This is a genomic window from Pseudomonas citri (genome assembly GCF_025336485.1).
GTDB lineage: Bacteria > Pseudomonadota > Gammaproteobacteria > Pseudomonadales > Pseudomonadaceae > Aquipseudomonas > Aquipseudomonas citri.
Map to the genome: position 1 here is coordinate 17036 of NZ_JAODAB010000021.1, position 25674 is coordinate 42709.

General features: G+C 60.4%; 22 protein-coding genes. 17 read left to right on the top strand and 5 right to left on the bottom strand.

Annotated elements, in window-relative coordinates:
- Nucleotides 1–63: 63 nt before the first annotated feature.
- Both lolA and N4Q37_RS20435 read right to left on the bottom strand, forming a co-directional pair.
- On the bottom strand, nt 64–687 hold the full coding sequence (lolA, locus tag N4Q37_RS20430) for an outer membrane lipoprotein chaperone LolA (protein WP_260961388.1): 624 nt from the start codon (nt 685–687) through the stop codon (nt 64–66).
- A gap of 56 nt (nt 688–743) precedes the next feature.
- Nucleotides 744–3209: a DNA translocase FtsK gene (locus N4Q37_RS20435; RefSeq protein ID WP_390897950.1), complete on the bottom strand. Its 2466-nt coding sequence runs from the start codon at nt 3207–3209 to the stop codon at nt 744–746.
- A gap of 257 nt (nt 3210–3466) precedes the next feature.
- Here N4Q37_RS20435 and trxB point away from each other — a divergent pair, with 257 nt between their 5' ends.
- From trxB to infA, 4 genes are all read left to right on the top strand, one after another.
- Complete coding sequence (gene trxB / locus N4Q37_RS20440; protein ID WP_260961392.1) at nt 3467–4426, top strand: thioredoxin-disulfide reductase; 960 nt, start codon at nt 3467–3469, stop codon at nt 4424–4426.
- Between the two features lie 108 nt (nt 4427–4534).
- Nucleotides 4535–5215: a leucyl/phenylalanyl-tRNA--protein transferase gene (gene aat, locus N4Q37_RS20445; protein WP_260961393.1), complete on the top strand. Its 681-nt coding sequence runs from the start codon at nt 4535–4537 to the stop codon at nt 5213–5215.
- 57 nt (nt 5216–5272) lie between these two features.
- Entirely contained in the window at nt 5273–5980 is a 708-nt protein-coding gene (locus tag N4Q37_RS20450; protein ID WP_260961394.1) for an arginyltransferase, read from the top strand.
- Between the two features lie 243 nt (nt 5981–6223).
- Entirely contained in the window at nt 6224–6442 is a 219-nt protein-coding gene (gene infA / locus N4Q37_RS20455) for a translation initiation factor IF-1 (protein WP_002553999.1), read from the top strand.
- Nucleotides 6443–6591: 149 nt separating this feature from the next.
- Here the strand turns inward: infA and clpA are convergent, their stop codons facing one another.
- Both clpA and clpS read right to left on the bottom strand, forming a co-directional pair.
- Nucleotides 6592–8862: an ATP-dependent Clp protease ATP-binding subunit ClpA gene (gene clpA, locus N4Q37_RS20460; RefSeq protein WP_260961395.1), complete on the bottom strand. Its 2271-nt coding sequence runs from the start codon at nt 8860–8862 to the stop codon at nt 6592–6594.
- 29 nt (nt 8863–8891) lie between these two features.
- Complete coding sequence (gene clpS, locus N4Q37_RS20465) at nt 8892–9254, bottom strand: ATP-dependent Clp protease adapter ClpS (RefSeq protein ID WP_260961396.1); 363 nt, start codon at nt 9252–9254, stop codon at nt 8892–8894.
- A gap of 241 nt (nt 9255–9495) precedes the next feature.
- Between clpS and cspD the strand changes: the two genes are divergently transcribed.
- A complete protein-coding gene (cspD, locus tag N4Q37_RS20470; protein ID WP_260961476.1) occupies nt 9496–9750 on the top strand; it encodes a cold shock domain-containing protein CspD in 255 nt (84 codons plus the stop codon).
- 79 nt (nt 9751–9829) lie between these two features.
- On the opposite strand, the gene icd is transcribed toward cspD, so the two are convergent.
- The gene (gene icd, locus N4Q37_RS20475) at nt 9830–11086 is read right to left on the bottom strand and encodes an NADP-dependent isocitrate dehydrogenase (RefSeq protein WP_260961397.1); all 1257 of its coding nucleotides are present in this window, start codon (nt 11084–11086) and stop codon (nt 9830–9832) included.
- 481 nt (nt 11087–11567) lie between these two features.
- Here icd and N4Q37_RS20480 point away from each other — a divergent pair, with 481 nt between their 5' ends.
- The 12 genes from N4Q37_RS20480 to nuoC all read left to right on the top strand — a co-directional run bounded on the left by N4Q37_RS20480 (nt 11568) and on the right by nuoC (nt 25673).
- Entirely contained in the window at nt 11568–13793 is a 2226-nt protein-coding gene (locus N4Q37_RS20480; RefSeq protein ID WP_260961398.1) for an NADP-dependent isocitrate dehydrogenase, read from the top strand.
- 81 nt (nt 13794–13874) lie between these two features.
- Nucleotides 13875–14321 (top strand): NUDIX hydrolase, encoded by a 447-nt coding sequence (locus N4Q37_RS20485; protein WP_260961399.1) that lies wholly within the window; start codon nt 13875–13877, stop codon nt 14319–14321.
- A gap of 59 nt (nt 14322–14380) precedes the next feature.
- The gene (gene mnmA / locus N4Q37_RS20490) at nt 14381–15505 is read left to right on the top strand and encodes a tRNA 2-thiouridine(34) synthase MnmA (protein ID WP_260961400.1); all 1125 of its coding nucleotides are present in this window, start codon (nt 14381–14383) and stop codon (nt 15503–15505) included.
- Nucleotides 15502–16125 (top strand): high frequency lysogenization protein HflD, encoded by a 624-nt coding sequence (gene hflD, locus N4Q37_RS20495; RefSeq protein WP_260961401.1) that lies wholly within the window; start codon nt 15502–15504, stop codon nt 16123–16125. The genes mnmA and hflD overlap by 4 nt, the downstream gene beginning before the upstream one ends.
- A gap of 124 nt (nt 16126–16249) precedes the next feature.
- Complete coding sequence (gene purB, locus N4Q37_RS20500) at nt 16250–17620, top strand: adenylosuccinate lyase (protein ID WP_260961402.1); 1371 nt, start codon at nt 16250–16252, stop codon at nt 17618–17620.
- An 83-nt stretch (nt 17621–17703) separates the two neighbouring features.
- A complete protein-coding gene (locus tag N4Q37_RS20505) occupies nt 17704–18870 on the top strand; it encodes a ribosomal protein uL16 3-hydroxylase (protein ID WP_260961403.1) in 1167 nt (388 codons plus the stop codon).
- Nucleotides 18863–19288: a GNAT family N-acetyltransferase gene (locus tag N4Q37_RS20510; RefSeq protein ID WP_260961405.1), complete on the top strand. Its 426-nt coding sequence runs from the start codon at nt 18863–18865 to the stop codon at nt 19286–19288. The genes N4Q37_RS20505 and N4Q37_RS20510 overlap by 8 nt, the downstream gene beginning before the upstream one ends.
- 182 nt (nt 19289–19470) lie before the next feature.
- Nucleotides 19471–20232 carry a secretin N-terminal domain-containing protein gene (locus N4Q37_RS20515; protein ID WP_260961406.1) on the top strand — a complete coding sequence of 254 codons (762 nt, stop codon included), beginning with the start codon at nt 19471–19473 and terminating at the stop codon, nt 20230–20232.
- 484 nt (nt 20233–20716) lie between these two features.
- Nucleotides 20717–22042 (top strand): isocitrate lyase, encoded by a 1326-nt coding sequence (gene aceA / locus N4Q37_RS20520; RefSeq protein ID WP_260961407.1) that lies wholly within the window; start codon nt 20717–20719, stop codon nt 22040–22042.
- A 674-nt stretch (nt 22043–22716) separates the two neighbouring features.
- Entirely contained in the window at nt 22717–23130 is a 414-nt protein-coding gene (locus N4Q37_RS20525; protein ID WP_003180067.1) for an NADH-quinone oxidoreductase subunit A, read from the top strand.
- Nucleotides 23131–23140: 10 nt separating this feature from the next.
- Nucleotides 23141–23815, top strand: a complete 675-nt coding sequence (locus tag N4Q37_RS20530; protein ID WP_260961408.1) for a NuoB/complex I 20 kDa subunit family protein — start codon at nt 23141–23143, stop codon at nt 23813–23815.
- Nucleotides 23816–23888: 73 nt separating this feature from the next.
- Nucleotides 23889–25673, top strand: a complete 1785-nt coding sequence (gene nuoC, locus N4Q37_RS20535; protein ID WP_260961409.1) for an NADH-quinone oxidoreductase subunit C/D — start codon at nt 23889–23891, stop codon at nt 25671–25673.
- Nucleotide 25674 lies beyond the last annotated feature (1 nt).

The window sequence follows — 25674 nt, forward strand, 5'->3', positions numbered from 1 at the left end:
TCCTACAAGCCTTGCTCCCACAGGCTTTGCTCCCACAAGTCATTTCCGACAGGTGCTTTGGGTTTACTCCTGGATCACATCCGCACCCTTGGGGATGTCGAACTTGAACTTGGACCCGGCGATCGGCTCGTTGGCCTTGACCCCGGTGAACAGGATATTGGTGCGCTGGCCGACGCTGTCGATCAGTTGCATGTCGTTGACCAGGCCGTTGCGGAACGACAGGCGCAGGCTGTCGAACAGGCTGTCCTTGGTCTTGGGCTTGAGGGTGAAATCAATCACGCCGCCGGCCTCCTTGGCACTGATGTCGAAGCTCTGGCTGATCTTGGAAATGTCCCCGGAAAGCAGCAGCGCCGGGGTCTGGGTCAGGCGCTGGTCGAGGGTCTTGATGGTGACCTGCTCCAGGTCCGGGTCCCACAGGGAAACCTTCTTGCCATCGGACACCATCAGTTGTTCGGCCGGCGCATCGGTGTGCCAATAGAACAGGCCAGGACGCTGCACCGCCATCTCGCCGGCGGTTTCCTGCAACTGGGTGCCGCTGCCATCGAGGGTCAGTTGGGAAAAACGTGCGGTCAGGGTCCGGGAACCGTCCAGCAACTGGGTCAGGCGGGCCACGTCCTTTTCCTCGGCGTGGGCCGACAAGGTGGTCAGGGCCAGTACGGGCAACAGCAACATGCGAATCAGGCGCATGGGAGTCCTCATGAAGTCTTGGGGGGCGAGCAGCCTGTTTCCAGGCTGTCCGGTCGTTAGTCGCGCATAGGGCCCGGCGCCAATACTTCGCGCGAGCCATTGGTGTTCATGGCCGTCACGACCCCGGCCATTTCCATGGCCTCGATCATGCGTGCGGCGCGGTTGTAGCCGATCTTCAGCTTGCGCTGGACCGCTGAAATCGAAGCCCGGCGGCTTTCCAGGACGAACTGCACCGCTTCGTCGTAGAGCGCATCGGTTTCGGCATCTTCGTCGCCACCGCCGCCGCCCTCGAAGCCGCTGCCGGCTTCCTCGACGCCGTTGAGGATGTCGTCGTTGTACTCCGGCGCGCCGCGCAGTTTCCAGGCTTCCACCACGCGATGGACCTCGTCGTCGGACACGAACGCACCGTGGACCCGAATCGGCAAGCTGGTGCCCGGTGGCATGTAGAGCATGTCACCGTGACCGAGCAGTTGCTCGGCGCCACCCTGGTCGATGATGGTCCGCGAATCGATCTTGCTCGACACCTGGAATGCCATGCGGGTCGGAATGTTGGCCTTGATCAGGCCAGTGATCACGTCCACCGACGGCCGCTGCGTAGCGAGGATCAGGTGAATACCCGCCGCACGGGCCTTCTGGGCAATACGGGCGATCAGTTCCTCGACCTTCTTGCCGACGATCATCATCATGTCGGCGAATTCGTCGACCACCACCACGATGGTTGGCAGCTTGTGCAGCAATGGCGCTTCGTCGTGGATATTCTCGCGGTGATACAGCGGGTCGCTCAGCGGCGTGCCGGCTTCCTCGGCTTCCTTGACCTTGGCATTGAAGCCCGACAGGTTCCGCACCCCCAGCTTGGCCATCAGCTTGTAGCGGCGCTCCATCTCGGCGACGCTCCAGCGCAAGGCGTTGGCGGCGTCCTTCATGTCGGTGACCACCGGGCACAGCAAGTGCGGAATGCCTTCGTAGATCGACAATTCGAGCATTTTCGGGTCGATCATGATCAGCTTGGCGTCTTCCGGGCCGGACTTGAACAGGATCGACAGGATCATCGCGTTCACACCCACCGACTTACCGGAACCGGTGGTACCGGCCACCAGCAGGTGGGGCATTTTCGCGAGGTCGGTGATGACCGGCTTGCCACCAATGTCGTGCCCCAGGGCCAGGGTGACCGGCGACTTGTGATTGTCGTACTCGGACGTCGACAGCACTTCGGAGAAGCGCACGATCTGCCGGTCCTCGTTGGGAATCTCGATACCCACCGTGGTCTTGCCAGGAATCACTTCCACCACCCGCACGCTGGTCACCGCCAGGGAACGCGCCAGGTCCTTCGCCAGGTTGGCGATGCGGCTGACTTTCACGCCGGCGGCCGGCTGGATTTCGTAACGGGTGATGACCGGGCCTGGATGGATCGAATCCACCGCGACCTCGACCCCGAACTCCTTGAGCTTGATCTCCAGCAAGTGGCCGACGGCCGCCAGGGATTCGGGGGAATAGTTGAGCTGCTTCTTCTCGGCCGGGTCCAGGATGGAGATCGGCGGCAAGGTGCCTTCCACGGCGCTGTCGACGAACAACGGCGCCTGTTTTTCTTTCTGCACGCGCTTGCTCGGCTCCGGGGCCTTGGCCGGGGCCATGGCGATGACGGGCGGCACCTGCTTCTCGCGCTCGGACATGTGCTTGCTCAAGGCCTGTTCGCGCTCGATTAGGCGCTCCTTGACCTTGGCCTGCTCGCGCTTGTCCGGCACGATCGGGGCCACCACGTCATGGACCCGGTCGTCGACTTCACGCAGTTGCGCCACCAGTTGCTTGCGCTCGGTGCGCGCTGCCCACCAGCGGTTCAGCGCGCCCTGGATCAGCTCGATCAGGTCCAGGGTGATCTTGCCGGTGACGTCCATGACCTTGAACCACGACAGGTCGGTGAACACCGTCAGGCCGAACAGGAACAAGGCGATGAACAGCAGCGTGCTGCCCTGGATATTCAGGGCGTTCCGGGCCAGGTCGCCGAGGCTTTCCCCCAACGCCCCACCCGCCCCGGCCGGCAAGCCAGTGGGGGCATGGAAATGGATATGGGCCAGCGCGGCCCCCGACAGCACCAGGAACACCAGGCCGATCAGGCGCCAGGAGAACAGCCAGCCGCTCCACTGCCACGGCTCATGGCGCTGGCGGAAGATCTGATAGGCCTTGATCGCCAGCAGCAGCGGGAAGATGTAGGCGAAGTAACCCAGCACCATGAACAGGATGTCGGCGCTGTAGGAACCGGCCGGACCGCCGAAGTTCTGCACGTCGTCGATCTTGCTGTTGTGGCTCCAGCCCGGATCGTCCTTGCCGTAGGTCAGCAAGGCCATCATCAGGAACAGGCACAAGGCTCCGATGGCGATCAATGCACCTTCCTTGAGCCGGTAGTGCAGTTGCTGGCGCCAGAGCGGAACGACTGTTTTGGGTGCTGCGGTGGATTTCTTCAAAACGCTTCTTTTCCTGCGCCAACGGCGCGTCCATCTGTTGAACGACGATAAAAAACTGCTCATCCGAGCAGGTAAAAAAAGTGAATGCGCACAACCGGTACTACTTTTACCACTGTGGCAGTCATCCCGAAAACCGCAGGTGTTGCCGAAGGTTGTGATCTTTAGCCCATCCTGCGTTCAAAACTCAAGCATTGTACGGGTTTGTCGGCCCCAAGGCATTGCCCGCACGCCTGGCTACCAGCATAGCCAAAAACGGAATGCGCAAGCCCCAATTGGAGCATGCATTGTCTTTTGTGACAAAGGCTTATGAGGTGTTTTTTATGAGCGAAGTGAAGCATTCACGCCTGATCATTCTCGGTTCCGGCCCAGCCGGCTACAGCGCTGCCGTCTATGCCGCCCGCGCCAACCTCAAACCCGTTGTCATCACCGGCCTGCAAGCCGGCGGTCAACTCACCACCACGGTGGAAGTCGACAACTGGCCCGGCGATGTCGAGGGCCTGACCGGCCCGGTATTGATGGAGCGCATGCAACGGCACGCCGAGCGCTTCGACACACAGATCGTCTACGACCACATCCACACTGCCAAGTTGCAGCAACGCCCGTTCGAACTCATTGGCGACAGCGGCACCTATACCTGCGATGCGCTGATCATCGCCACCGGCGCGTCGGCCCAATACCTGGGCCTTCCCTCGGAAGAAACCTTCGCCGGCAAAGGCGTTTCCGCCTGCGCAACCTGCGACGGTTTTTTCTACCGCAACCAGGTGGTGGCCGTGGTCGGTGGCGGCAATACCGCAGTCGAGGAAGCCCTGTACCTGTCCAACATCGCCAAGCGAGTGCACCTGATCCACCGCCGCGAAAAGCTGCGTTCGGAGAAGATCTTGCAGGACAAACTCTTCGACAAGGCGACCAACGGCAACATCCAACTGCACTGGAACCAGAACCTGGATGAAATCCTGGGCGATGCCAGTGGCGTGACCGGCGCGCGCCTGCGTAACAGCCAGAGCGGTGAAACCACCACGCTGGACCTGGCCGGGGTATTCATCGCCATCGGTCATAAACCCAACACCGACTTGTTTCAGGGCCAGCTGACGATGCACAACGGTTACTTGCGTGTACGCGGCGGCAGCGAGGGTAACGCCACCGCCACAGACATCGACGGGGTGTTCGCCGCGGGCGACGTGGCCGACCACATCTATCGCCAGGCTGTCACCTCGGCCGGCGCCGGCTGCATGGCCGCGCTCGATGCCGAGAAGTATCTCGATGACATTCCAGCCGTTTGACGGTTATCTTTGGACAAGCGCTGATTTATGGCGAGGGGGCTCACCCCCTTGCTATAAATCATCCGCGCAAGAGCCCACCGCCCTCCCCTCCTGCATGTCCGGACAACGATGCTGACTTGGTTACAACGCAACACGTTCGCTTTTCCACCCTTGGAAAAAGCCATGCGCGACCCTAACGGGTTGCTGGCCGCCGGCGGCGATCTGTCTGCCGACCGACTGATCCAGGCCTATCGCCACGGCTGCTTTCCCTGGTTCTCCGAGGGCCAGCCCATTCTCTGGTGGTCACCGGATCCGCGCACGGTGCTGTTTCCCGACGAATTGCACGTCTCGCGCAGCCTCGGCAAGCTCTTGCGCAAGCGCCGCTACGAAGTGACCTTCGACAAGGACTTTGCCGCGGTCATCAAGGCCTGCGCGGCACCGCGCGAGTATGCCGAAGGCACTTGGATCACCGAGGCCATGCAAACCGCCTATCTGGAATTGCATCGCCGTGGCTTCGCCCATTCGGTGGAGGTCTGGGACCATGGCGCGTTGGTGGGCGGCCTGTACGGCCTGGCGATGGGCCAGCTGTTTTTCGGCGAGTCCATGTTCAGCCGGGCCGACAATGCGTCGAAATTCGGCTTCGCCACCCTGGTCCAACACCTCAAGGAGGCCGGTTTTGTCCTGATAGACTGCCAGATGCCCACCGAGCACCTGCACAGCCTGGGCGCTCGCTCGATCCCACGCCAGGCATTTGCCGACTACCTCAAGGCACATCTGGACCAGCCCAACCACGCGACATGGGTTTGCTGAGCGACATTGGCGCGCGTGGCTTACAATTAAATTCAAAGCTTATCCCGAGGGTTGATCATGACCGAGTTGGCGCGCTTGAAGTTCTATGCCACTCAACCCCACTCTTGCAGTTACCTGCCCGAGGAGCAGGCCACGACGCTGTTCCTCGACCCTAGCCAGCCCATGGATGTGCATGTCTACGCAGACCTGTCGGAAATGGGCTTTCGTCGTAGCGGCGATCATCTCTACCGGCCCCATTGCCAACATTGCAATGCGTGCGTTCCGGCACGCATCCCCGTGGCTCAATTTACCCCCAACCGCCAGCAGAAGCGCATCTTCAAGCGCAACGCCGACCTGCAGGTACGGCCGACCAAGCCGCAATTCAACGAGGAATACTTCGACCTGTACCAACGCTACATCGAGCAGCGACATGCCGACGGCGACATGTACCCGCCCAGCCGCGATCAGTTCTCGACCTTCCTGGTGCGCGACCTGCCGTTTTCCCGCTTCTACGAATTCCGCCTCGAAGGAAGGCTGGTGGCCATTGCCGTCACAGACCTTTTGCCCAATGGGCTTTCAGCGGTGTACACGTTCTATGAGCCGGACGAAGAGCGACGCAGCCTGGGGCGCTTTGCCATCCTCTGGCAGATCAATGAAACCCGGCGACTCGGGCTGGACGCGGTGTACCTGGGCTATTGGATCAAGAACTGCAAGAAGATGAACTACAAGACCCAATACCGCCCTATCGAACTGCTGATTAACCAGCGCTGGGTTGTCCTTAACTAGGTTTTGTACGAAAAGTCGCCGAGTGGCGATCAGGCAAGGCGAAAACAGGCGAGGAAGCGGAGTGTACTGGAGTACATGAGCATTCCGAGCCTGTTTTCAACGCAGCATGATCGTCGCGCAGGCACTTTTCGTGCAAAACCTAGAACCTCTTGGCTTGCACCCCCTTTTTCGGGCACAATGCACGCCGCTTTTGCCTGGCGCAGTTGCACCGGGCCATTCATTGGATACCGAGGGCTTTACTGCATGTCGAAAGAAGACAGCTTCGAAATGGAAGGCACTGTCGTCGACACCCTGCCCAACACCATGTTTCGCGTGGAGTTGGAAAACGGGCACGTCGTAACCGCGCACATCTCCGGCAAGATGCGCAAGAACTACATCCGTATTCTTACCGGCGACAAAGTGCGCGTCGAGCTGACGCCCTATGACTTGAGCAAAGGGCGCATCACTTACCGCGCTCGCTAACAAGTCAATACAAGACGCCCGGCCAATGCCGGGCGTTTTTGTTTGTCGGAATTGGCGGCGAACTCAATCCAGTGCCCACCAGGACAAACCAGGGCCTGGAACAGCAAAAAGGCGCCTTTCGGCGCCTTCTGCTTTATTACAGCTAACGATCAAGCCATTTCGGCCGTGGTTTCGAAGTCGAAGGTCAGCTCGCCGTCCTTGATATCGATGTGCACCACACCGCCATGCTCGGCCAGTTCGCCGAAGAGGATTTCTTCGGCCAGCGGACGCTTGATCTTGTCCTGGATCAGGCGAGCCATCGGCCGCGCACCCATCGCCGTATCGTAGCCACCTTCGGCCAGCCAGCTGCGCGCCGCATCGGTAACTTCCAGCAGGACCCGCTTGTCTTCGAGCTGCGCCTGGAGTTCGGTGAGGAACTTGTCCACCACGCTCTTGATGACCTCATGGCTGAGGCGACCAAATTGAATAATGGTGTCCAGGCGGTTGCGGAACTCCGGCGTGAAGCTCTTCTTGATCACTTCCATCGCATCGGACGAATGATCCTGATGAGTGAAACCGATCGAAGCACGCGCCGCGGTTTCGGCACCGGCGTTGGTGGTCATGATGAGAATGACGTTGCGGAAGTCCGCCTTGCGCCCGTTGTTGTCAGTCAGCGTACCGTGATCCATGACCTGCAGGAGCAGGTTGAAGACTTCCGGATGCGCCTTCTCGATTTCATCGAGCAGCAACACACAATGCGGTTGCTTGGTAATGGCCTCGGTCAACAGGCCACCCTGGTCGAAACCGACATAGCCCGGAGGCGCACCGATCAGACGCGATACAGTGTGGCGCTCCATGTACTCGGACATGTCGAACCGTACCAGCTCGATCCCCATCGCCTTGGCCAGTTGCCGCGCGGCCTCGGTCTTGCCGACACCGGTAGGACCGGCGAACAGGAACGAACCCACTGGCTTGTCCGGCGATTTGAGACCGGCGCGGGACAGCTTGATGGCGGTCGACAGCGAGTCGATGGCCGCATCCTGGCCGAACACTGTCAGCTTGAGATCGCGTTCCAGGTTACGCAGCAGTTCCTTGTCGGAACTGGTGACATGTTTCGGTGGAATCCGCGCGATTTTCGCCACGATGTCCTCGACCTGGGGTACCTCGATGCGCTTGACGCGTTTTTCCGCAGGTTGCAGGCGCTGATAGGCACCCGCTTCGTCGATCACATCGATGGCCTTGTCCGGCATGTGCCGGTCGTTGATGTAACGCGAGGCCAGCTCAGCCGCCGCGCGCAGGGCTTCATCGCTGTATTCGATGTTGTGGTGCAGCTCGAAACGCCCTTTCAGGCCGCGCAGGATACCAATGGTGTCCTCCACCGAAGGCTCCGACACATCGACCTTCTGGAAACGCCGGGCCAGGGCACGGTCTTTCTCGAAGATCCCGCGAAATTCCTGGAATGTCGTCGAACCAATGCAACGGATGTCGCCTGACGAAAGCAGCGGCTTCAGCAGGTTCGAAGCATCCATGACACCACCCGACGCCGCCCCGGCACCGATGATGGTGTGGATCTCGTCGATGAACAGGATCGCCTGCGGACGCTTTTTAAGCTCGCCGAGCAACGCCTTGAAGCGCTTCTCGAAATCGCCGCGGTATTTGGTACCGGCCAGCAGGGCTCCCAGGTCCAGGGAATACACCACGCTGTTGGCCAGCAGGTCCGGGATCTGGTTGTCGACAATGCGCTTGGCCAGGCCTTCGGCAATGGCGGTCTTGCCTACGCCCGCCTCGCCCACCAGCAACGGGTTGTTCTTGCGCCGCCGGGCCAGGATCTGCGCAACGCGCTCGACTTCGGCCTCGCGCCCGACCAGCGGATCGATACGGCCCTGGCGCGCCAGCTCATTCAGGTTACTGGCATAGGCGTCCAGCGGATTACCCGATGAAGAAGACTCTCCGCCCTCCTCATCCTGCATGTCCTGCTCACCCTCGGAATGATCGCCATGCCCCGGCACCTTGGAAATGCCATGGGCGATGTAGTTGACGACATCGATGCGCGCAACGCTCTGCTGCTTGAGCAGGAACACCGCCTGGCTTTCCTGTTCACTGAAAATGGCGACCAGCACGTTGGCACCGGTGACTTCCCGCTTACCCGAGCTCTGTACATGAAAGACAGCACGCTGCAAGACACGCTGGAAGCCCAGGGTTGGCTGGGTTTCCCGATCTTCGTCATGAACGGGGATCAGTGGCGTGGTGGAGTCGATGAACTCCTGCAGGTCATGCTTGAGTTTGTCGAGGTTCGCGCCGCAGGCCCGTAAAACGGTGGCAGCGGCCTCGTTATCCAATAGGGCCAGCAACAGGTGTTCGACGGTCATGAATTCATGACGCTTCGAACGAGCCTCCTTGAAGGCAAGATTGAGGGTGACTTCGAGCTCGCGGTTTAACATAGCTTCACCTCATACCCAAGTGGTCGGCGTTAACCGTCCTTCTCGATTTCACAGAGTAGCGGATGCTGGCTTTCCCGGGCGTACTGGTTGACCTGCATGGCCTTTGTCTCGGCGATGTCGCGGGTAAACACTCCACATACTGCCCGTCCCTCTGTATGAACGGCCAGCATGACCTTGGTCGCCAGCTCGCGATTCAGGTTGAAAAACACCTCGAGCACTTCGACGACGAAATCCATCGGTGTGTAGTCATCGTTGAACAAAACCACCTTGTACATCGGTGGCGCCTGCAATGCCGGCTTTGCTTCCTGAACAGCAACGCCGGCGGAATCGTCGTCGTGTAGATCCGGGCGATCCTGATTGAATGTTAGTCGAATCTGGCTGACTGCATGCATGGAAAGAAAGGTTCGTTTAGTTGGCGAATACAGTGATGGGGGCGCTTGAGGGTGATTTCAACCACGACCACCCGGCCACCTTGACTATCGGCAAATCGGTGTTACAACCAATAGAGCCCATCGTGGGTTAAAAAGGTCCGTGGAATCTATCCTGTTTACAAGATTAGCCTGCGGATGGACTGGATGATACTCCAGTGATGGAGTGCATTGCAGAGGGATATGATTTATGTCGGTCGTCAAGATGAGTGGCAAGGTGAAGTGGTTCAACAATGCCAAGGGCTTCGGTTTCATTATCGCAGCCGGTATGGACGATGAAGACCTGTTCGCCCATTACTCGGCTATCCAGATGGAAGGCTACAAAACCTTGAGGGCAGGCCAGCCGGTCAAGTTCGAGGTCATCCAGGGCCCCAAGGGTCTACACGCGGTCAATATCGAGCCGATCAAAATCGAAGACGCGCCAGCCCCGGTCGACACCAGGGTCTTCGAGGCCCATTGACGGCCTCCAAGCCTCCCCCAGAATACAAATGCCCGGCTCGATCACTCGAGCCGGGCATTTGTATTGGGCGCCAATCCGCTTACATGTGCGAGATCAACGCATCGCCGAAGCCCGAGGATGACACCAGTTTGGCACCGTCCATGAGGCGTTCGAAGTCATAGGTCACGGTCTTGGCCGAGATCGCGCCGTTGGTGCCCTTGATGATCAGGTCGGCCGCCTCGGTCCAGCCCATGTGGCGCAACATCATTTCCGCCGAGAGGATCAGCGAACCCGGGTTGACCTGGTCCTTGCCGGCATACTTGGGTGCGGTCCCGTGGGTGGCTTCGAACATCGCCACGGTGTCGGACAAGTTGGCGCCCGGCGCGATACCGATACCGCCCACTTCCGCGGCCAAGGCATCGGACAGGTAGTCACCGTTCAGGTTGAGGGTCGCGATTACATCGTATTCAGCCGGACGCAACAGGATCTGCTGGAGCATTGCATCGGCGATGGCGTCCTTGACGACCACATTCTTGCCGGTCTTGGGGTTCTTGAACTGCATCCATGGGCCGCCATCGAGCAAGGTTGCGCCGAACTCCTCGGCGGCCACTTCGTAGGCCCATTCCTTGAAGGCACCTTCGGTGAACTTCATGATGTTGCCTTTATGCACGATGGTCAGCGAATCGCGATCATTGTCCACCACATATTGTAGGGCCTTGCGAGCCAGACGCTTGGTGCCCTGCTTGGAAACCGGCTTGACGCCGATGCCGCAATCCTCGTCGAAACGGATCTTGGTCACGCCCATTTCTTCTTTAAGGAACTTGATGACCTTGGTGGCCTCGGCCGAACCGGCTTTCCACTCGATGCCGGCATAAATGTCTTCGGAGTTCTCGCGGAAGATCGTCATGTCCACGTCGCCAGGCTTCTTGACCGGGCTTGGCACGCCTTCGAACCAACGCACCGGACGCAGGCATACATACAGGTCGAGTTGCTGGCGCAGGGCCACGTTCAGCGAACGGATACCACCGCCCACCGGCGTGGTCAGCGGCCCCTTGATGGACACCACGTAATCCTTGACCGCGTCCAGGGTTTCCTGGGGTAGCCAGGTGTCCTGGTCGTAGACCTGGGTCGCTTTCTCCCCGGCATACACTTCCATCCAGGAAATCTTGCGCTTGCCGCCATAGGCCTTCTGAACTGCAGCGTCCACAACCTTGATCATGACCGGACTGATATCGACGCCAATGCCGTCGCCTTCAATGAAGGGGATGATCGGGTTGTCGGGAACATTAAGAGAATGGTCTGCATTGACGGTGATTTTGTCACCGACGGCTGGAACCTGAATCTTTTGATACCCCATGCTGAACTCCATTGCTTGGATTGAACATCTGGCTGCGTTCGAGCGTACCCCAGTTGAATCGACGCGCAAACCCTACGTTAGACGCATCTTCGACAAAACGATGCAATTCGCTGCGTACAAGCCTGAAAACCAAGAGAAAAACGCCAAACTTGAGCATAGCCTGCTTCCGGTGGACTGCGACGTTTAGACCAATGGACGTGTACGAACGTCTATGAACCATCGGCAGATTGCCAGCTACCTATGTATAATGCCGCCGCTGACCACAGGGTCACGACGGCTGACAGCTCTAAGACACGACTTTCCGCCCGTTAAAAGCCGGACCGTTACCGCGGCCCGACCGCTTGACGCTCGACTGATGCACCTAACATCACCGCGAAGAAACCTCGACATTCGGCTCACGGATGACTTTGAACGAACGCGCTTACCCGGCGCCCCTCGAGTTTCTGCGCATGCTTTAGCAAAGAAGAGAGTTAATCCGAATATGCCCACCCGCTCGAAGATCATCTACACCTTCACCGACGAAGCCCCTGCCCTCGCCACCTATTCATTGCTGCCAATCGTCGAAGCCTTTACCGCTTCGGCCGATATCGCCGTGGAAACCCGTGATATCTCCCTCGCAGGGCGCATCCTGGCCAGCTTCCCCGAGCAACTGGGCGACAAAGCCGTAGCCGACCACCTCGCCGAACTGGGCGACCTGGCCGTTACGCCTGAAGCCAACATCATCAAGCTGCCGAACATCAGCGCCTCGGTACCGCAACTGCAGGCCGCGATCAAGGAATTGCAGGCCCGGGGCTACGCCCTGCCAGACTACCCGGAAACCGTGACCACCGACGCCGAGAAAGACGCTCGCGCTCGTTACGACAAGGTCAAGGGCAGCGCCGTGAACCCGGTCCTGCGTGAAGGCAACTCCGACCGCCGCGCGCCGTTGTCGGTCAAGAACTACGCCCGCAAGCACCCGCACAAGATGGGCGCCTGGGCTGCGGACTCCAAGTCCCACGTCGCCCACATGAACAGCGGTGATTTCTACGGCAGCGAAAAAGCCGCCCTGATCGACGCCGCCGGCAGCGTGAAAATCGAGCTGATCGCCCAGGACGGCACCGCCACCATCCTGAAGGAAAAAACCAGCGTACAAGCCGGTGAGATCCTCGACTGCGCCGTACTGAGCAAGAACGCCCTGCGCGACTTCATCGCCGCTGAAATCGAAGACGCCAAGCAACAAGGCGTGCTGCTGTCGGTTCACCTCAAGGCCACCATGATGAAGGTCTCCGACCCGATCATGTTCGGTCAGATCGTGGCCGAGTTCTACAAGGACGCCCTGACCAAGCACGCCCAGGTTCTGGAGCAGATCGGCTTCAACCTGAACAACGGCATCGGCGACCTGTACGCTCGCATCAAGGCCCTGCCGGCCGAGCAACAAGCTGCCATCGAAGCGGACATCCAGGCGGTCTACGCTGTTCGCCCAGCACTGGCGATGGTCAACTCCGACAAGGGCATCACCAACCTGCACGTGCCAAGCGACGTCATCGTCGACGCCTCGATGCCAGCGATGATCCGTGACTCCGGCAAGATGTGGGGCACCGACGGCCAACTGCACGACACCAAGGCCGTGATCCCGGATCGCTGCTACGCCACCATCTACCAGGCCGTGATCGAAGACTGCAAGGCCAATGGCGCGTTCGATCCAACCACCATGGGCAGCGTGCCGAACGTCGGCCTGATGGCCAAGAAAGCCGAAGAGTACGGCTCCCACGACAAGACCTTCCAGATCAAGGTCGACGGCGTGGTACGCGTTTCGGACAGCAGCGGCCGCACCCTGCTGGAACAGAACGTCGAAGCGGGCGACATCTTCCGCATGTGCCAGACCAAGGACGCACCGATCCAGGACTGGGTCAAACTGGCCGTCAACCGTGCTCGCGCCAGCAGCACTCCGGCAATCTTCTGGCTGGACCCAATGCGCGCCCACGACGGCGTGGTGATCGAGAAAGTCCAGGCATACCTGAAGGACCACGACACCTCCGGCCTGGACATCCGCATCATGTCGCCGGTCGAGGCGATGAAGTTCACCCTGGCTCGCACCCGCGAAGGCAAAGACACCATTTCGGTGACCGGCAACGTGCTGCGCGACTACCTGACCGACCTGTTCCCGATCATGGAACTGGGCACCAGCGCCAAGATGCTGTCGATCGTGCCTTTGATGAACGGCGGTGGCCTGTTCGAAACCGGCGCCGGTGGTTCCGCGCCGAAGCACGTCCAGCAACTGCTGGAAGAGAACTTCCTGCGCTGGGATTCCCTGGGCGAGTTCCTGGCCCTGGCCGCGTCCCTCGAACACCTGGGCGTGACCTACGACAACGCCAAGGCGCTGGTGCTGGCCAAGACCCTGGACCAGGCCACCGGTGAGTTCCTGGACCGCAACAAGTCGCCTTCGCGCAAGGTCGGCGGCATCGACAACCGCGGCAGCCACTTCTACCTGACCCTGTTCTGGGCCCAGGCACTGGCCGCTCAAGACGACGACGCTGCCCTCAAGGCCCAGTTCGCTCCATTGGCCAAGACCCTGACCGACAACGAAGAAAAAATCGTTGCCGAGCTCAATGCCGTCCAAGGCAAGCCAGTGGACATCGGCGGCTACTACTTCGCCAACCCGGAGCTGACCAGCAAAGCCATGCGCCCGAGCAGCACCTTCAACGCGGCGATTGCTGCGCTGGTGTAAGGTTGCAAGGAAGCACCACGAACCCCGGCCTTGTGCCGGGGTTTGTGTTTACAGACTCCCACATTGAAATTGAGGAACCCCATGGACTGGCAACCCCACATCACCGTCGCCACCATTGTCGAGGACAACGGCCGCTTCCTCATGGTGGAAGAATCCCAGGGCGGACGCGCGGTGCTCAACCAGCCCGCCGGTCACCTGGACCCGAACGAAACGCTGATCGACGCCGCCGTGCGTGAAACCCTGGAAGAAACCGGCTGGGACGTCGAGCTCACCAACGTGATCGGCATCTACCTGTACACCGCCCCCAGCAACGGCGTGACCTACCAGCGGGTGTGTTTCGCCGCCAAGGCCTTGAAACACCACCCCGACTATCAGCTGGACGACGGCATCCTGGGCGCTCGATGGCTGACCCGCGACGAACTGCTCGAACGGCGCGACCACTGGCGCAGCGAGCTGATCATCCGTTGCATCGACGATTATCTGGCCGGCCATCGCCACGACCTGGCACTGATCCGTCCTTCTCTTTAGCCTTGCGCGCCCGGGCCTGATAGAATCTCGTCCTTTTTCAAGACACTCGTTGAATCCCTATGCGTGATCCAGTCCCTTCTGACACACAAAAGAAGCGCGTCATTGTCGGCATGTCCGGCGGCGTGGACTCTTCCGTTTCCGCCCTTCTGCTGATCGAGCAGGGTTATGAGGTGGAAGGCCTGTTCATGAAGAACTGGGAGGAAGACGACGGTACCGAATACTGCACCGCCATGGACGACCTGGCGGACGCCCAGGCCGTGTGCGACAAGATCGGCATCAAGCTGCACACCGCCAATTTCGCGGCCGAGTACTGGGACAACGTGTTCGAGCACTTCCTGGCCGAATACAAGGCCGGCCGCACGCCGAACCCGGACATCCTCTGCAACCGCGAGATCAAGTTCAAGGCGTTCCTCGACTACGCCATGACGCTCGGCGCCGACCTGATCGCCACCGGCCACTATGTGCGCCGCCGCGATGTCGACGGCCGCACCGAATTGCTCAAGGGCCTGGATCCGAACAAGGACCAGAGCTACTTCCTGCATGCGGTCGGCGGCGAGCAGATCGCCAAGACCCTGTTCCCGGTGGGCGAACTGGAAAAGCCTGAAGTACGCGCAATCGCTGAAAAGCATGCGCTGGCCACCGCCAAGAAAAAAGACTCCACCGGGATCTGCTTCATCGGCGAACGGCGTTTCAGCGACTTCCTCAAGCAATACCTGCCGGCCCAGCCAGGCGAGATCAAGACGACGGAAGGCGAAGTCATCGGCCGCCACCACGGCCTGATGTACCACACCATCGGCCAGCGCCAGGGCTTGGGCATCGGCGGCCTGAAAGACGCCGGCGAAGAGCCGTGGTACGTACTGGTCAAGGACCTGGAACACAACGAACTGATCGTCGGCCAGGGCAACGACCATCCGTGGCTGTTCTCCCGCGCCCTGCTCGCCTCCGACATCTATTGGGTCAACCCGATCGACCTCAGTGAGCCGCGCCGCCTGACGGCCAAGGTTCGCTACCGCCAGAGCGATCAGCCATGCACCCTGGAAAAAACCGCCACGGGCTACCGCGCGACCTTCGATGACCCGCAGCGAGCGGTCACGCCCGGCCAGTCCGTGGTGTTCTATGACGGCGAGATCTGCCTGGGCGGCGGCGTGATCGAAATCGCCGAACCTTGGAGCAGCCAGGCATGAGCCCCATCCAGGAACAACTGACGGCACTGGGCGGCGTGTTTCTCGCCGCCGTGCTGGTGGACAGGATCGCCAAGACCGGCCAGGCCACCGAAGCAGGGCTGGCCTGCATGCTCGGCAGCCTGCTGGTTCGCGACCCCAAGGACACCCTGGAAGTCTACGGCGGCGACGACCTGAACCTGCGTGACGGTTATCGTGCCCTGATCGGCGCCCTGGAGCGCGACCCCAGCGCCCTGCAGCGCGAACCGCTGCGTTATGCCCTGTCGATGCTGGGCCTGGAGCGCCAGTTGGCCAAGCGTGACGACCTGCTGGACACCATCGGCAAGCGCTTGCCGCAGATCCAGTCCCAGGTCGAACATTTCGGCCCCGCCCACGAAAACGTCGTCGCTGCCTGCGGCGCGCTGTACCAGGACACCCTGAGCACTTTGCGCCAACGCATCCAGGTGCATGGCGACATGCGCAACCTGCAGCAACCGAGCAACGCCTCGAAGATCCGTGCCCTGCTGCTCGCCGGGATTCGTTCGGCACGCTTGTGGCGGCAACTGGGCGGTCATCGCTGGCAGTTGGTGATCAGCCGACGCAAATTGCTGAAAGAGCTTTACCCATTGATGCGCAACGAATAAGTCGCTTCAACCTGCTTTTGTACCTTGTTACGCGTAACACGCCGGTCAGTTGGCGACGGACCGGCGCTTGTTTTCATGTATGATACGCGCCCCATTTCGTTGCCCGACTGTCCGAGAACACCCCATGCAGCTCTCTTCGCTCACTGCGGTTTCCCCTGTAGACGGCCGCTACGCCGGCAAAACCCAGGCCCTGCGCCCGATTTTCAGCGAGTACGGCCTGATCCGTGCCCGCGTCCTGGTGGAAGTGCGCTGGCTCCAGCGCCTGGCCGCTCACCCTGCCATCAGCGAAGTCCCGGCGTTCTCCGCCGAAGCCAACGCAGTACTGAACACCCTGGCCGAGAACTTCGTGCTGGAGCACGCCGAACGCGTCAAGGAAATCGAGCGCACCACCAACCACGACGTCAAGGCCATCGAATACCTGCTCAAGGAGCAGGCGGCCAAGCTGCCGGAACTGGCCAACGTCAGCGAGTTCATCCACTTCGCCTGCACCAGCGAGGACATCAACAACCTGTCCCACGCCCTGATGCTGCGTGAAGGCCGCGACGAGGTGCTGCTGCCGCTGATGCGCCAGATCGCCCAAGCCATCCGCGAACTGGCGATCCGCTTCGCCGACGTCCCGATGCTGTCGCGCACCCACGGCCAACCCGCTTCGCCGACCACCCTGGGCAAGGAGCTGGCGAACGTGGTGTACCGCCTGGAGCGCCAGATCGCCCAAGTGGCCGCCGTGCCGCTGCTGGGCAAGATCAACGGCGCCGTAGGCAACTACAACGCCCACCTGTCGGCCTACCCGGACATCGACTGGGAAGCCAACGCCCGCGCCTTCATCGAAGACGAGCTGGGCCTGAGCTTCAACCCGTACACCACCCAGATCGAGCCGCACGACTACATCGCCGAGCTGTTCGACGCCATCGCGCGCTTCAACACCATCCTGATCGACTTCGACCGCGACATCTGGGGCTACATCTCCCTGGGTTACTTCAAGCAGAAGACCATCGCTGGCGAAATCGGCTCCTCGACCATGCCGCACAAGGTCAACCCGATCGACTTCGAGAACTCCGAAGGCAACCTGGGTATCGCCAACGCGCTGTTCCAGCACCTGGCGAGCAAACTGCCAATCTCCCGCTGGCAGCGCGACCTGACCGACTCCACCGTGCTGCGCAACCTGGGCGTGGGCTTCGCCCACAGCGTCATCGCCTACGAAGCCAGCCTCAAGGGCATCGGCAAGCTGGAGCTGAACGCGCAGAAGATCGCCGCCGACCTGGACGCCTGCTGGGAAGTCCTGGCCGAACCGATCCAGACCGTGATGCGTCGCTACAACATCGAAAACCCGTATGAAAAGCTGAAAGAACTGACCCGTGGCAAAGGCATCAGCCCTGAAGCGTTGCAGACTTTCATCGATGGCCTGGACATGCCTGCCGAAGCCCGTGCCGAGCTGAAAAAGCTGACCCCGGCCAGCTACATCGGTAACGCGGCGGCACAAGCCAAGCGCATCTGATCCATCGCGCCGCCCTGAGACGCCCGGCCGCGCCGGGCGTTTTTATTCGCGTCTGAAAAGTATATTTTTTCAATAGGTTACACATGAATCCTGATATTCCTCTGCAACTCCTCGGCGGCATCACGGCACGGGAGTTCATGCGCGACTACTGGCAGAAAAAGCCCCTGCTGATCCGTCAGGCGATCCCTGACTTCGAAAGCCCGATCGATGCCGATGAACTGGCCGGCCTGGCCCTGGAAGACGAGGTCGAATCGCGCCTGGTGATCGAACATGGCGAGCGCCCCTGGGAGTTGCGTCGCGGCCCGTTCGCCGAAGACGAGTTCAGCAAACTGCCCGAGCGCGACTGGACCTTGCTGGTACAGGCCGTCGATCAGTTCGTCCCCGAGGTCAGCGAACTGCTGGAGCACTTCCGCTTCCTGCCGAGCTGGCGCATCGACGATGTGATGATCAGCTTTGCCGCACCGGGTGGTAGCGTGGGTCCGCATTTCGATAACTACGACGTCTTCCTGCTGCAAGGCCAGGGTAAGCGCAACTGGAAAATCGGCCAGATGTGCAACTCCGAAAGCCCGCTGCTGGAGCATGCCGACCTGCGTATCCTCGACGGCTTCGACGGCACCGATGAGTGGACCCTGGAACCGGGCGACATGCTCTACCTGCCACCGCGCCTGGCTCATTGGGGCGTAGCCGTGGACGACTGCATGACCTACTCCGTGGGCTTCCGTGCGCCAAGCGCCGCCGAAGTGCTGACCCACTTCACCGACTTCCTCAGCCAGTTCCTGCCGGATGAAGAGCGCTACACCGATGCCGATGCGCGCCCGGTGGCCGACCCGCACCAGATTCAGCACGACGCCCTCGACCGTCTCAAGGGCCTGCTGGCCGAACACATGAGCGACGAACGCCTGTTGCTGACCTGGTTCGGCCAGTTCATGACCGAACCTCGCTACCCGGAACTGGTGACCGGCCCGGAGCTGGAAGAAGACGACTTGCTGGCCGGCCTGGAACAAGGCGCCGTGATCATCCGCAACCCAAGCGCCCGCCTGGCGTGGTCGGAAGTCGATGACGACCTGCTGTTGTTCGCCAGCGGCCAGAGCCGCTACCTGCCGGGCAAGCTGCGCGAGCTGCTGAAAATGATCTGCGCCGCCGACGCCCTGCACATCGAGAACCTTGGCCCGTGGCTGGCCGACGAAGACGGTCGCGGCCTGATCTGCGAATTGGTCAAGCAAGGTAGCCTGGGGTTCGCCGATGAATAAAATCCACGTTCGTGTCGCAGACTGGCAAAAGGATAACGCCGAGATACGGCGCATTCGTGAGAGCGTGTTCATTGTCGAGCAGTGCGTCCCACCTGAACTGGAGTGGGACGCCGATGACCAGGGCGCCGTGCATTTCCTGGCGTACGAAGGCGACTTTCCCATCGGCACCGCCCGCCTGCTGACCGACGGCCACATCGGTCGCGTCTCGGTACTCAAGGACTGGCGCGGTCTGAAGGTGGGTGACGCCCTGATGCACGCGGTGATTGCAGAGGCCGAGAAACGCGGACTCCAGCAACAGATGCTCAGCGCCCAGGTGCATGCCACGCCGTTCTATGAGCGACTGGGGTTTGCCATCACGAGCGAGGAATTCCTCGAAGCCGGGATTCCCCATGTGGACATGGTGCGACATTCGGCTTGAAGCAGTGGCCTGAGGATTTAATCTTTGGCTGAAGGATCCCCTCGCCACAAAAGCATCATGCAACCCCCAAAACGCCCCGCCATCCTCCGATGCCGGGGCGTTTTGCCGTCTACCATTCAACTTGCCCCACCCGGGGCCGACAAACTGGCAATATCAAGCCTTTGTCCCGCGGAGAAATGGACATGTCCCTACGCACCCTGCTGACCACCCTACTGCTTGGCTGCAGCCTGTCGGTCATGGCCGACACGCAAGTCGTGCCCTTGAACTACCGCACCAGCGCCGACCTGTTGCCGGTGGCGCAGAATTTCATCGGCAAGGACGGCCAGGTCAGCGCCTACGGCAACCAACTGATCGTCAACGCCGACCCGGGCAAGATCGAAGAACTCCGGCAGTTCCTCGCCCAACTGGACACCGCGCCCAAGCGCCTGCTGATCACGGTCGACACCAACGAAAACAACCTGCAGGGCGACCAGGGTTATTCGATCAACGGAGCCGCACCCAGCCAGACCCGCATTATCAACCGCAGCACTGCCAGCCGTGACGGCGGCGTGCAGCAGGTGCAAGCCAGCGAAGGCCAGCCGGCGCTGATCCAGGTCGGCCAGAGCGTGCCGTTCACCAGCAGCCAGACCGACAACTACGGTCGCCTGCAAAGCCAGACCGAGTACCGCAACGTCACCCAGGGTTTCTATGTCACCGCCAGTGTCACCGGAGAGATCGTCCACCTGAGCATCAGCACCAATCGTGACCGAATGAGCCAGGAACGTCCCGATGTAGTGAACGTTCAAAGTACCGACACAACCGTCAGCGGACGCCTGGGTGAATGGATCACCCTGGCCGGCGTGAATCGCCAGACTCAAGCCGACAAACAGGGCCTGACCCGCAGCTACTCGACCCAGGGCCGCGACGACATGATTTTGCGGGTCAAGGTCGATACCCTGAACTGAAGCACCAAAAACTGACTGATGAGTCGTATTAGACCAAAGATGTAGTGCCACAAAAAAAGCACTACAAAACGTTTGACGCGCTAAAAAACCGAAGGCATGATGGCCTCGCTCCCGCTAATCAGGGGCCCTGGCAAGGGCCTTCGGGTCGACGCTTGCAACCACCCTGCGAGCCGATTCGTGTCTGTACCGCCCACAAGGTGTGTTTGACGAGGTTGCGACTGGAACGAAGTTGTCCCGAGGGACGGAAGCGTAACTAGGTAACCCGGCATCACTCTGAGTTCACATGAAGGCCCACGACGCCCGAATGCGCCCGCAGTCCGCCCCTACCTGCTCACTTTCCCCTCGAGCCCATCGTTCATCCCGTCGCCTCCCCGCCTGAACCGACTTTGACAGCCCCTGGTCAGCGAGCAGCCCTCTACCAAATGATTGGCAGACGGCAGGCAGGTTTCTGACTTTCATACAAGACGCGACGAGGTTTATTTCCATGGCACTGACACGCGAACAGCAAATTGCAGCCCTTGAAAAAGACTGGGCTGAAAACCCGCGCTGGAAAGGCGTGAAGCGCAACTACTCCGCCGCTGACGTCGTCCGCCTGCGTGGCTCGGTCCAACCTGAGCACACCCTTGCAAAAATGGGCGCCGACAAGCTGTGGAAACTGGTGACCCAGGGCGCCAAGCCATCCTTCCGTCCCGACAAGGATTTCGTCAACTGCATGGGCGCCCTGACCGGCGGCCAGGCCGTGCAGCAAGTCAAGGCCGGGATCCAGGCCATCTACCTGTCGGGCTGGCAAGTGGCGGCGGACAACAACTCCGCCGAATCGATGTACCCCGACCAGTCGCTGTACCCGGTGGATTCGGTTCCAACCGTGGTCAAGCGCATCAACAACTCGTTCCGTCGCGCCGACCAGATCCAGTGGAAATCCGGCAAGAACCCGGGCGACGAAGGCTACATCGACTACTTCGCACCGATCGTGGCTGACGCCGAAGCCGGTTTCGGCGGCGTGCTGAACGCCTACGAGCTGATGAAGAGCATGATCGAAGCCGGCGCCGCAGGCGTTCACTTCGAAGACCAATTGGCCTCGGTGAAGAAATGCGGCCACATGGGCGGCAAGGTGCTGGTACCGACCCAGGAAGCCGTGCAGAAGCTGACCGCTGCCCGCCTGGCTGCCGACGTTGCTGGCGTACCGACCATCATCCTGGCCCGCACCGACGCCAACGCCGCTGACCTGCTGACCTCCGACTGCGACCCGTACGACCAGCCGTTCGTGACCGGCAACCGCACCCCGGAAGGCTTCTATAAAGTGCGCGCCGGCCTCGACCAGGCCATCGCCCGTGGCCTGGCCTACGCGCCGTACGCCGACCTGATCTGGTGCGAAACCGCCAAGCCGGACCTGGACGAAGCCCGCCGCTTCGCCGAAGCGATCAAGAAGGAGTACCCGGACCAGATCCTGTCGTACAACTGCTCGCCTTCCTTCAACTGGAAGAAAAACCTGGACGACGCGACCATCGCCAAATTCCAGCGCGAACTGTCCGCCATGGGCTACAAGCACCAGTTCATCACCCTGGCCGGCATCCATAACATGTGGCACAGCATGTTCAACCTGGCCCACGACTACGCCCGCAACGACATGACCGCCTACGTGAAGCTGCAAGAGCAGGAATTCGCCGACGCGGCCAAGGGCTACACCTTCGTGGCGCACCAGCAGGAAGTGGGCACGGGTTACTTCGACGACATGACCACCGTGATCCAGGGTGGCGCTTCGTCGGTGACCGCACTGACCGGTTCGACCGAAGAAGAACAGTTCCACTGATCCACGCGGTAAACGGCCCTTGCGGACCGAATCAAAGCTAACCGCAAGGCCAACGATCTGGACGCCCCGACTGGCTCGGGGCTTTTTTTCGCCTAGGCTTTGACAGGCAACACACTCACCTTCAGGAACAAATCTGCAGGAGCAAGGCCTGTGAGCAAGGCTTGCCCGCGATGAACGATCACGCGACCTGCCAGGACCACCGCGTCGCCGGTATCGCGAGCAAGCTTTGCTCCCACAGAGGCAGCCCTGTGCAAAAAAATCCGTGAGTCGATAAAAAAATTGATCAAACGCAGTATCGGACCGTCTGAATAAGCGTAAAACGGCGGCGCCGACAATTGCAGTAACGGCGATGCCAGACAAGTTCCCAGCCAGTGCACCGGGTTATTCACAAAAATCCGGACAAACAAAAACAATTATCATTTAGGTGATCCGCTACTTTGTTACATCCAGCAGAAAATATTATTGACGAATAAACGGCCAATGCCCGCCGGGCCGGGGCCATGGGCTCATGGGGGTGTGCTATGTGCTTATTCCAATAAATAATCTCGCTATAGGAATTTTACTTGTCCGGTGTTTAGCCATAAAATCACCGCGATTGATTGCTGCGACATATCGTCACTGCGTTATTTCTTTTCAAGCTCAGAGACCTTTGCTCTCTGTTAAGGATTTCCAGCATGCCCGAAGCGACAGGACTCATGGCCCACAACTGGGGCTTTGCCATTTTCCTTCTGGGTGTTGTCGGCCTTTGTGCCTTCATGCTCGGTGTATCGAGCCTACTCGGGTCACGAGCCTGGGGCCGTAGCAAAAACGAACCGTTCGAGTCCGGCATGCTGCCTACCGGTGGCGCCCGCTTGCGGCTCTCAGCCAAATTCTATCTGGTCGCGATGCTATTCGTGATCTTCGATATCGAAGCCCTCTTTCTCTTTGCCTGGTCTGTGTCCGTCCGCGAAAGCGGCTGGACCGGATTCGTCGAAGCACTCGTTTTCATAGCAATTCTGTTGGCAGGTCTTGTCTACCTATACCGGGTGGGGGCACTTGATTGGGCTCCGGAAGCTCGGCGCAAGCGGCAAGCGAAGCTGAAACAATGAGGCTTTGGCAATGCAATACAATCTCACCAGAATCGACCCCGATGCTCCTAACGAGCAGTACCCGATCGGCAAACGGGAGACCGTCGCCGATCCGTTAGAGGATCAGGTCCACAAGAACATCTTCATGGGCAAGCTCGAAGACGTGCTGAACAGCACGGTCAACTGGGGTCGCAAGAACTCCCTGTGGCCGTACAACTTCGGCCTTTCGTGTTGCTACGTGGAAATGACCACCGCCTTCACGGCGCCCCACGACATCGCGCGCTTTGGCGCCGAGGTCATCCGGGCATCACCGCGCCAGGCGGACTTCATGGTTATCGCCGGTACCTGCTTCGTCAAGATGGCGCCGATCATCCAGCGTCTCTACGAGCAAATGCTCGAGCCGAAGTGGGTTATCTCCATGGGTTCGTGCGCCAACTCCGGTGGCATGTACGACATCTATTCCGTCGTTCAAGGGGTGGACAAGTTCCTGCCCGTGGACGTCTACGTGCCCGGCTGCCCGCCTCGCCCCGAAGCTTTCCTGCAAGGCTTGATGCTGTTGCAGGAGTCGATTGGCCAGGAGCGTCGCCCACTGTCCTGGGTCGTCGGCGATCAAGGCGTCTATCGCGCCGAGATGCCGTCGCAAAAGGAACAGCGCCGCGAACAGCGTATCGCAGTCACCAACCTGCGCAGCCCCGACGAAGTCTGATCCAGCTCTGTTCCTGAACAAGAAACGAGAACCTGGCTTCATTCTTTACGTTGACCGAAAGCGATAAATAACCATGACTACAGGCAGTGCTCTGTACATCCCGCCTTACAAGGCAGACGACCAGGATGTGGTCGTCGAACTGAACAACCGTTTCGGCGCCGACGCGTTCACCGTCCAGGCGACCCGCACCGGCATGCCGGTGCTGTGGGTTGCCCGCGCCCGACTCATCGAAGTCCTGACTTTCCTGCGCAACCTGCCCAAGCCATACGTCATGCTCTATGACCTGCACGGCGTGGACGAGCGCCTGCGCACCAAGCGCCAGGGGCTGCCCGAGGGCGTCGACTTCACCGTGTTCTACCACCTGCTGTCGATCGAGCGTAATAGTGACGTAATGATCAAGGTCGCCTTGTCCGAGAGCGACCTCAGCGTACCGACCGTGACCGGCATCTGGCCGAACGCCAACTGGTACGAGCGTGAAGTCTGGGACATGTTCGGCATCGACTTCCCCGGCCACCCGCACCTGACGCGCATCATGATGCCGCCGACCTGGGAAGGTCACCCTCTGCGCAAGGACTTCCCGGCCCGCGCCACCGAATTCGATCCGTTCAGCCTGTCCCTGGCCAAGCAACAACTCGAGGAAGAAGCCGCGCGCTTCCGGCCCGAAGATTGGGGCATGAAGCGCTCCGGGGCGAACGAGGACTACATGTTCCTCAACTTAGGTCCGAACCACCCTTCGGCCCACGGTGCGTTCCGTATCATCCTGCAGCTGGACGGCGAAGAGATCGTCGACTGCGTCCCGGACATCGGCTACCACCACCGTGGCGCCGAGAAGATGGGCGAACGCCAGTCCTGGCACAGCTACATCCCGTACACCGACCGCATCGATTACCTCGGCGGCGTGATGAACAACCTGCCGTACGTGCTCTCGGTCGAGAAACTGGCCGGGATCAAGGTGCCGGAAAAGGTCGACGTCATCCGCATCATGATGGCCGAGTTCTTCCGTATCACCAGCCACCTGCTGTTCCTGGGCACCTATATCCAGGACGTGGGCGCCATGACACCGGTGTTCTTTACCTTCACCGACCGCCAGAAAGCCTACACCGTGATCGAAGCCATCACCGGTTTCCGCCTGCACCCGGCCTGGTACCGCATCGGCGGCGTCGCCCACGATCTGCCGCGCGGCTGGGAAAAACTGGTCAAGGACTTCGTCGAGTGGATGCCCAAGCGCCTGGACGAATACACCAAGGCGGCGTTGCAGAACAGCATCCTCAAGGGTCGAACCATCGGAGTCGCTGCCTATAACACCAAGCAAGCCCTGGAATGGGGCGTCACCGGTGCAGGCCTGCGTTCCACCGGCTGCGATTTCGACCTGCGCAAGGCGCGCCCTTACTCCGGCTACGAGAACTTCGAATTCGAAGTCCCGCTGGCAGCCAATGGCGATGCCTACGACCGCTGCATGGTTCGCGTCGAAGAAATGCGCCAGAGCGTCAAGATCATCGAACAATGCCTGCGCAACATGCCGGAAGGCCCGTACAAGGCGGATCACCCGCTGACGACGCCGCCGCCTAAAGAGCGCACTCTGCAACACATCGAAACCCTGATCACGCACTTCCTGCAAGTTTCGTGGGGCCCGGTCATGCCGGCCAACGAATCCTTCCAGATGATCGAAGCGACCAAGGGTATCAACAGTTATTACCTGACGAGCGATGGCGGCACCATGAGCTACCGCACCCGGATCCGCACCCCAAGTTATCCGCACCTGCAACAGATCCCTTCGGTGATCAGAGGCAGCATGGTCGCGGACATGATTGCGTACCTGGGTAGTATCGATTTCGTTATGGCCGACGTGGACCGCTAAG